This is a genomic window from Dietzia sp. DQ11-38-2, from assembly GCF_014145055.1.
GTDB lineage: Bacteria > Actinomycetota > Actinomycetes > Mycobacteriales > Mycobacteriaceae > Dietzia.
In genome coordinates, this window is record NZ_JAALDW010000204.1 from 1 (window position 1) to 7,714 (window position 7,714).

Below are 7,714 nucleotides of genomic sequence, written 5' to 3' on the forward strand. Positions count from 1 at the left end.
GACCGGTTCCGCACGGCCCCCGGCGACGGGCGCCGGAGCGGGGTCGAGGATGGGGGCCCGATCCCCGGCGGGTGCGGACTCGGGGGCCACCTCGGGTGCGGCCTCGGGCACCGGTGCCTCACCCGGCGAGACGGGGCCGATCCACGCCCCGAGCTCCTCGATGGTCCCGGCGAAGACGTTGAGGTCCACGGGGCCGGCGAAGCCCGGCACCTCCCCGGTCTCCGAGTTCTGCCACAGCAGCCACTCGTCCCACCCGCCGATCACGGGGAGCGTCGGCTCCGGGACCCCGTATTCGGCCAACCACAGCGGGTACTCGGAGAACTGGGTGGTGTTGGCCATCCGGTCGATCCAGAAGAACCGGTACGTGTAGACGATCGGCGTCCTACCGGTGAGGTGCTGAAGCTCCGTCAGGAAGACCCGCGTCCACTCGATCAGCTCCTGCGGGTTCTTGCCCTCGTCGGTCTCGATGTCGAGCACCGGTGGTAGCTGCTCGCCGCCCACCGACTGCACCCGGGTGGCGAATGCGCGTGCCTGGATCGCCGGATCCATCGCGGGGCGAGCCTTGTGGTAGCTGCCCACGGCCATCCCCGCGGCCCGGGCGTCTGCGACGTCGGCCTCGTAATAGCGGTTCGCGGGGCCGGTGCCCTCGGTGGCCTTGATGAAGGCGAACGACTGGCCTGACGCGGCGGCTGCGTGCCAGTCGACGGGCGCACCGTGCGGGTGCTGCCAGCTCGAGGAGTCGATGCCGCGGGCAAGGCCGTCGAACGCGGGGGAGAGGGGGACGACGGCGTCGGCGCGGGGGGATATGACGACGACGAGGAGGCCGAGGGCCAGAGCGGCCGCGGAGGCCAGGGCCACGACGAGGCGGGGGAGGAGAGCGTGGCGGGACGGCTGACCGGCTGGTGTCATGGGGGAAGTATTGTTTAGTAACAACGGTCACACAAGCAACTCGCGCAACTTTCCTCACATCGAGTGGGGTAACCGCACCGATCGACGGTGGTGCGGGTCACGGATCCGTCACAACCGGTAACACGCTGTCCCACTGGTGCGATCACCCTTCCCGCCGCCCCTATGGTGGACGTAGTCCCTCCGTTCCCAGTCGGGAGTTCCCCTCGTGACCGATGCAGTAGATTTCTCGACCTTCCGCTACAGGCATGACCTCGTCGCCGAAGTCGACGGGCCGGCCGACGACGCGGTCCTCGAGGTGACCATCACGGAGACGGTGGTGCTCGACGAGAACGGCGCGGGTCGCGGGATGCCCGAACTCGTGCTGAGGACCGGGGTCGAGGGGGTCACCCTGACGGATCGTGACCAGGTTCTCCGCCTCCAGGCGATGATCAACCGGGCCGTCAACCAGTGGCGCGACGCCGCCACCCACCTGCCGTGAGCGTTCGTCCCGCCCCGGTGACCCGGCCTCTGTCATTCGACCCTGATGCCCGCCTCGGCGATCAGGGCCAGGCCGACCCCCAGGACCTGCTCCGGTGAGATGAGCGATCCCCGGAGGGCGGACGGTCCCCGCACGTCCTCCAGGTCGGCCCCGCGGAGGTCCGCGGCCGTGAAGGTCGCGTTGTGGAGTGTGGCCCCGCGGAGGTCCGCGCCGTCCGTCGACAGGTCCGCCACCCGCGCCTCCAGCAGGTCGGCCTGCCTGCAACGGGTCGAGGACAGGCGCACCCGGTGCACCCGTGCCATCCGGAGGTTGATCATGTCGGCGTGACAGTCCTCGAAGGACACGTCGGTGAGCCTGGCGTCGGACAGGACCATGCCGGTGAGGCGGCATCCGACGAACCTGACCCGCGTCACCGTGGCTCCGTCGGCGACCATCCCGGACAGGTCGCACCCGCGCACCTCGACGTCGGTGAGTCGCAGTGAGTCGGCCCTGGCACTGCTCAGCCGGATGCCCTGGAGGACCGACTCACGGATTTCCGAGCCGCCCATCCGGACCGCGCCCTCGGCTGGCGACGGAGTGTCCTCGGCGGTGGCCCACACTCCGTCCCACAGACCGTCCGGTTCGAGTTCTGACCGCGGCGTCTGCAGTTGCTCCCGGCGCGGCACGGACGGTGCGGCGGGCGGTCGGGGTGAGCCGGAACGGCGACGGAGCGGTGGGGGCACGGGCGCCAGCCTAGGTGTGGGGTGTGGGGTGCGGGGTGCGGGGAGCCTGATCCGCCCGGCGGGAGGGTCGGCGCGCGCGGGTCCCGGGCGGTCCGAGGATTGCGGCTGTCGCCGCGTGGGGCGTACGCTCGGAGGCAGTGATAGACAGATCTGTCTATCGGGGTTCCGGTGGAGAGAGCGCCGAGAGTACGAGGAGGTCGGGCATGAGTCTGCGAGAGGTGTTCGCGTTCCCGGAGGTCGTCAACGACTACGCCGCCCGGTGCACCGCCGGCCTGGTGGTGACTCTCGCGGTGGTGACGATGCTGGCGCCGCCGCCCGCGCAGACCTGGCTCGCCGGGGCGCTGGTCGTCGGTTTCGCCCTCCGGGTGGCCGGAGGACCGCGGTACTCACCGTTCGGGAGGCTCGCGGTGCACGTGCTCGCCCCGAGGGTCAGCTCCGAGCCCAGACTGGTCGCGGGTCCACCCAAGCGGTTCGCCCAGTCGATCGGACTGGTCATGTCCTCCGTCGCGCTCGGGTTGCTCCTCGGCGGGTTGACGACGGCGGGGGTCGTGGTGTTGGGCGTGCTGGCGGCCGCAGCTCTCGCCGAGGCCGCCCTGGGTTTCTGCCTCGGGTGCTGGATGTACGGGCAACTGCAGCGCGTCGGGGTCGTGTCGGAGGACGCCTGCGTCGACTGTGCCGACATCTGGGCCCGGCCGGGGATGACCGCGCGCAACTGATGCCGGCTCGCAACCGGTATGTCGCTACCCCGCGTTACTGTGGTGGGTATGACTACCCCGTCGGAGAATCACGAATCCCACGGCCGCGACCGCGATGACTTCGGGGCGGCGTACGGGACGGAGCCCTCCGGGACGGAGTTCTTCGGGTCGGCGTCCTTCGGCTCGACGTACGGCACGCAGTCCTACGGGTCGACCGACTTCGGCGGTCAGGGGTACACGTCCCCCCAGTACGGTCAGCAGCCGTTCGCCGACCAGCCGTTCGACCATCGGCCCTACGGCGCTTCGCAGTTCGGCGCTCAGCCTTACGGAATGCCGCGTTATGGGGCCCAGCCCTTCGGTGTTCAGCCCTACGGGGCCCCGGGTGCGGGCGCTGTGCACCCGTACGCGCCCAACTACGGCGCCTCGCGCAAGGAGCCGGCGCTCTCGCTGGTGTTGTCCTTCTTCCTGCCGGGGCTCGGCACGATCATCAACGGCCAGGCGGGCAAGGGCATCGGCATCATGGCCGGTTACTTCCTCGGGATCCTGCTGTCCGTGGTCCTGATCGGGATCCCGATCATGCTCGGGTTCTGGGTGTGGGGGATGGTCGACGCCTACTCGGGGGCCAAGCAGCACAACCTCGAGAACGGTTTCCACTGACGGACTGCTCGCGGGTCGTATGAGTAGCCTGGTCGCATGACAGCGACCGAGATCCCCACCGCCGACGCCCCGCGCCCCTCGGGCCTGGACCTCCGGTACATCGACCCCGACGTACGGTCGCAGGACGATCTGTACCAGCACGTCAACGGGACCTGGCTGCGGGACCACGAGATCCCCGCGGACCGTCCGATCGACGGCGCGTTTCTCGCCCTGCGCGACCTGTCGGAGGAGCGGGTACGGGACATCATCACCGACGCTCCGGTCGACTCCAAGATCGGTGCCTTCTACGCCTCCTTCATGGACTCCGACGCGGTCGAGGCCGCCGGGGTGGCCGCGCTCGCCCCCGACCTGGCCGAGATCGACGGCGCCGCCGACTCCGATTCGCTCGCCCGTGCCATGGCCCGTCTGGAGAAGGTCGGCGTCGGTGGCCTGATCGGCGCGTACGTCAACAACGACGCCAAGAACTCCAGCGAGTACATCCTGTACCTGGTGCAGTACGGCATCGGGTTGCCGGACGAGTCCTACTACCGCGAGGACCAGTACGCGGAGCTCCGCGACCAGTACACCGACCACATCGCGCGGATGCTCGGCCTCGCAGGGGTGACCGACGACGCCGACGGAGAGGGCTCGGAGGGCGCGGCCCGCCGGACCGCGGAACAGATCGTCGCCCTGGAGACCCGCATCGCCGCCGCCCACTGGGACGTCGTGGCCCGCCGGGACGCGGACAAGACCTACAACCCCGTCGCCTGGGACGAACTGCCGGAGCTGGCACCGGGCTTCCCGTGGCACGACTGGGCCCGCGAGGTCGGCGGCACCCGGGAGACCTTCGGGCGGCTCGTGGCGATGCAGCCCGACTACCTCACCGCCGTCGCCGAACTGTGGGCCACCGAGCCGCTGGAGACCTGGAAGCAGTGGCTGCGCTGGCGGACCGTCTCCTCCCGCGCCCCCTATCTCACCGCCGAGCTGGTGGACGAGAATTTCCGCTTCTACGGCACGGCGATGTCCGGCACCGAAGAGATCAAGGCTCGCTGGAAGCGCGGCGTCGCCGCGGTCGAGGCGGCCCTCGGCGAGGAGGTCGGCAAGGAGTACGTTGCCCGCCACTTCCCTCCCGGCCACAAGGCGCGGATGGTGGAACTGGTCGACAATCTCACCGCGGCGTACCGCTACTCCATCGCGCGGCTGCCGTGGATGACCCCGGCCACACGTGAGCGGGCGCTGGACAAGCTCGGGGCGTTCGTGCCGAAGATCGGCTACCCCGAGAAGTGGCGCGACTACTCGGCGCTCGAGGTCCGCGCTGACGATCTGCTCGGCAACGTTCGCCGCTCCGCCGAATTCGAGCACCACTACGAACTGGGTAAGCTCGGCGGCCCGGTCGACCGCGGCGAGTGGCACATGACGCCGCAGACGGTCAACGCCTATTACAACCCGGTGATGAACGAGATCGTCTTCCCGGCCGCGATCCTGCAGCCGCCGTTCTTCGACGCCGACGCCGACGACGCCGCGAACTACGGGGCGATCGGCGCCGTGATCGGACACGAGATCGGCCACGGGTTCGACGACCAGGGGTCGAAGTATGACGGCGAGGGGAACCTCGTGGACTGGTGGACCGACGAGGACCGCAGCGCGTTCGGCACGCGTGTGGAGGCGCTGATCGACCAGTACCAGGGCCTGACCCCCGACGGCCTGGACCCGGCCAAGGATCACGTCAACGGCGCCTTCACGGTGGGGGAGAACATCGGCGACCTGGGCGGTCTGACGATCGCGATCCTCGCCTACCGCCTGGCGTACGGTCAGGACGGCGAGCCCGCCGAAGGCACCGGGGTGGGGCCGGAGATCGACGGCCTCACCGGCCTGCAGCGGCTGATCGCCTCGTGGGCCATCGTGTGGCGGACCAAGACCCGCGCCGAGGAGGCCGCCCGTCGCCTGGCGGTGGATCCGCACTCGCCGCCGGAGTTCCGCTGCAACCAGGTCGTCAAGAACCTCGACGACTTCCACGAGGCGTTCGGTGTGACCGAGTCCGACGGCATGTGGCTCGCGCCGGAGAAACGCGTCAGTATCTGGTGAGCCCGACCCGGATCCGGTGAGCCCGGTCCGGCGCGCGGACCATCCGGCTATCGTCCGATCATGACGAAGCGGGACGTGCCGATCAGAGTCGTGGAGTGGTCGACGGGTTACCTGGGCAGGATGGCGGTCGAGGCGATCGATGCCCGGCCCGAACTGGAGCTCGTCGGCGTCTTCGTCTCCGACCCCGCCAAGGTGGGCCTCGACGCCGGTCGGCTCGCCGGTCTGGACCGGGATCTGGGAGTGGTCGCGACCGACGACCGGTCGGAGCTGCTCGCACTCGAACCCGACGCGGTGGTCTACACCGCGGAGACCGAGTCGCGGTTCATGGAGGCGATCGACGACGTCACCCGGTTCCTGCGGGCGGGTATCAACGTGGTGGCCTCGGGTCCCGTGCTGCTGCAGTACCCGCACGGGATCCTCCCGGAGGAGATGATCGCCGCCCTGGACGAGGCCGGCCGGGTCGGCGGTGCGACGCTGCACGTCAACGGGATCGACCCGGGGTTCGCCAACGACGTCCTGCCGATGGTCATGACGAGCCTGTCCCGGCGGATCGACCTGATCCGGGTGAGCGAGATCGCCGACTACTCGGTCTACCACCAGGGCGAGACCATGCGGCGGCTGTTCGGCTTCGGACAGTCCATGGAGTCCCTCCCACCGCTTCTGAGGCCGGGCATGCTCGCCGCCGGCTGGGGGTCGGTGGTCCGGCAGCTCGCCGCCGCGGTCGAGGTGACCCTTGACGAACCCCTGGTCGAGCGCTACGAGCGACTGCCCGCCGAGCGCGACCTGTCCCTGCTGGCGTGCGAGGTCCCCGCCGGGACCCAGGCGGCACTACGGTTCGAGGTCGTGGGTCAGGTCGACGGTGAGGACCGCATCGTCCTGGAGCACGTCACGCGCACGGACGCCGATCAGGCGCCGGACTGGCCCCGGCCTGATCACGGTGACGGGTGCTACCGCATCGAGATTCATGGTCAGCCGTCCATGCGGGTGGAGTTCACCCACCACGCCGAACACGGCGACCACAACGAGTCCGGAATGCTCGTCACCGCGATGAGACTGGTCAACGCCGTCGAGGCGGTGGTCGAGGCCGAGTCCGGGCTCGTATACGCAAAGGACCTGCCGATGATCACAGGGCGTGGCTTAATGAGAAGATGAACATAATCGGTGCCGCCCGCGCCGCAGCGGCCGCAGTGGCCGCGGCAGCCCTCGTCGTGACGGGCACGGGCGCCGCCCATGCCACGGATCCGACCTCGCGGGCCCCGATCCCGGTGCCCTACAGTTTCCTGACCGGAGCCGCCATGGCGCTCGCCCAACCCGGGGCGGAACTTCCCGGGGCGAATGACTGGACGTGTCGGCCCTCGGCCGATAAGCCGCGTCCGGTGGTGCTGGTCCACGGCACCTCGGGAGGTGCGGTGACCAACTGGCCCACGTACGGTCCGCTGTTGCACAACGAGGGCTACTGCGTGTTCACGCTGACCTACGGCGCCCTGCCTGATGTCCCGTGGCCGGTGAGTGTGCTGGGCGGGCTCTCGGACATCATGGCGGTCTCGGTGCCGCAGGTCGGGGAGTTCATCGATCGTGTGCTGGCCGCCACCGGCGCCCAGCAGGTCGACCTGGTGGGGCACTCGCAGGGCACCCTGGTCTCCGGCCTGGTGGCCAAGGTCGGCCGCCCCGGCGCGGTGAATACCGTCGCATCCATCGCCCCGCTGTGGGAGGGCTCCGGAGGGGGTATGCGCAGGTCGCTGGACGATGTGCCGGGAGTGTCGGAGCAGCTGGGTCAGATCCCCGCCCTGTCCCAGATGTCCCCCGGCTCCGAGATTCTACAGCTGTTGTGGAGCGGCGGGTCCCCCTACGCACCCGGGGTGCGCTACCTCAACGTCGTCACCCGGTACGACCAGTTGGTCACGCCCTACACCTCGGGCCTGGTCCCGGGGCCCCAGACGACCAACGTGGTGATCCAGGACGGGTGCGAGCAGAACCACGCCGAACACCTGGCGATCGCCTCCGACCCGCGGACGGCGGACTTCGTGCTCAACGCGCTCGATCCCGCCAACCCCCGCGTGCCACGGTGTGAGGCGATCGCCCCGTACCTGGGCCCGGTCCCGACCCCGCCGGGCTCGTGATCGCGCGTCGGGCGGGTACCGGGGTCGCGGGTCTGGTCGCGGCTGCGGCCCTCGTCGTCGTCGGCGGCT

At 70.0% G+C, this 7,714-nt stretch carries 8 protein-coding genes; 6 read left to right on the forward strand and 2 right to left on the reverse strand.

From position 1 onward, the window contains the following. Window positions 1-909: glycoside hydrolase family 25 protein (locus G6026_RS07535; RefSeq protein ID WP_194307585.1), on the reverse strand; the 909-nt coding region annotated here is incomplete at its 3' end. A 205-nt stretch (window positions 910-1,114) separates the two neighbouring features. Here G6026_RS07535 and G6026_RS07540 point away from each other — a divergent pair. Then, a complete protein-coding gene (locus G6026_RS07540) occupies window positions 1,115-1,387 on the forward strand; it encodes a hypothetical protein (RefSeq protein WP_182612806.1) in 273 nt (90 codons plus the stop codon). A 32-nt stretch (window positions 1,388-1,419) separates the two neighbouring features. Here the strand turns inward: G6026_RS07540 and G6026_RS07545 are convergent, their stop codons facing one another. Further along, window positions 1,420-2,109: a pentapeptide repeat-containing protein gene (locus tag G6026_RS07545; protein WP_309230140.1), complete on the reverse strand. Its 690-nt coding sequence runs from the start codon at window positions 2,107-2,109 to the stop codon at window positions 1,420-1,422. 203 nt (window positions 2,110-2,312) lie between these two features. On the opposite strand from G6026_RS07545, the gene G6026_RS07550 reads away from it, so the two are divergent. The 5 genes from G6026_RS07550 to G6026_RS07570 are packed head-to-tail and all read left to right on the forward strand — an operon-like array spanning window position 2,313 to window position 7,645. Then, a complete protein-coding gene (locus G6026_RS07550; protein WP_182612807.1) occupies window positions 2,313-2,825 on the forward strand; it encodes a DUF4395 domain-containing protein in 513 nt (170 codons plus the stop codon). A 48-nt stretch (window positions 2,826-2,873) separates the two neighbouring features. Then, window positions 2,874-3,461 carry a hypothetical protein gene (locus tag G6026_RS16950; RefSeq protein ID WP_206682014.1) on the forward strand — a complete coding sequence of 196 codons (588 nt, stop codon included), beginning with the start codon at window positions 2,874-2,876 and terminating at the stop codon, window positions 3,459-3,461. A 36-nt stretch (window positions 3,462-3,497) separates the two neighbouring features. Then, window positions 3,498-5,525 (forward strand): M13-type metalloendopeptidase, encoded by a 2,028-nt coding sequence (locus tag G6026_RS07560; protein WP_182612808.1) that lies wholly within the window; start codon window positions 3,498-3,500, stop codon window positions 5,523-5,525. 60 nt (window positions 5,526-5,585) lie between these two features. Further along, a complete protein-coding gene (locus G6026_RS07565) occupies window positions 5,586-6,677 on the forward strand; it encodes a diacylglycerol kinase (protein ID WP_194305390.1) in 1,092 nt (363 codons plus the stop codon). After that, window positions 6,674-7,645 carry a triacylglycerol lipase gene (locus tag G6026_RS07570; protein ID WP_182612809.1) on the forward strand — a complete coding sequence of 324 codons (972 nt, stop codon included), beginning with the start codon at window positions 6,674-6,676 and terminating at the stop codon, window positions 7,643-7,645. The genes G6026_RS07565 and G6026_RS07570 overlap by 4 nt, the downstream gene beginning before the upstream one ends. The last annotated feature ends 69 nt before the right edge of the window (window positions 7,646-7,714 follow it).

Excerpts from the sequence above, each read along its gene's own strand:
- G6026_RS07550 (WP_182612807.1), top strand. The coding sequence starts at position 2,313 with ATGAGTCTGCGAGAGGTGTTCGCGTTCCCGGAGGTCGTCAACGACTAC.
- G6026_RS16950 (WP_206682014.1), top strand. The coding sequence starts at position 2,874 with ATGACTACCCCGTCGGAGAATCACGAATCCCACGGCCGCGACCGCGAT.
- G6026_RS07560 (WP_182612808.1), top strand. The coding sequence starts at position 3,498 with ATGACAGCGACCGAGATCCCCACCGCCGACGCCCCGCGCCCCTCGGGC.
- G6026_RS07565 (WP_194305390.1), top strand. The coding sequence starts at position 5,586 with ATGACGAAGCGGGACGTGCCGATCAGAGTCGTGGAGTGGTCGACGGGT.
- G6026_RS07570 (WP_182612809.1), top strand. The coding sequence starts at position 6,674 with ATGAACATAATCGGTGCCGCCCGCGCCGCAGCGGCCGCAGTGGCCGCG.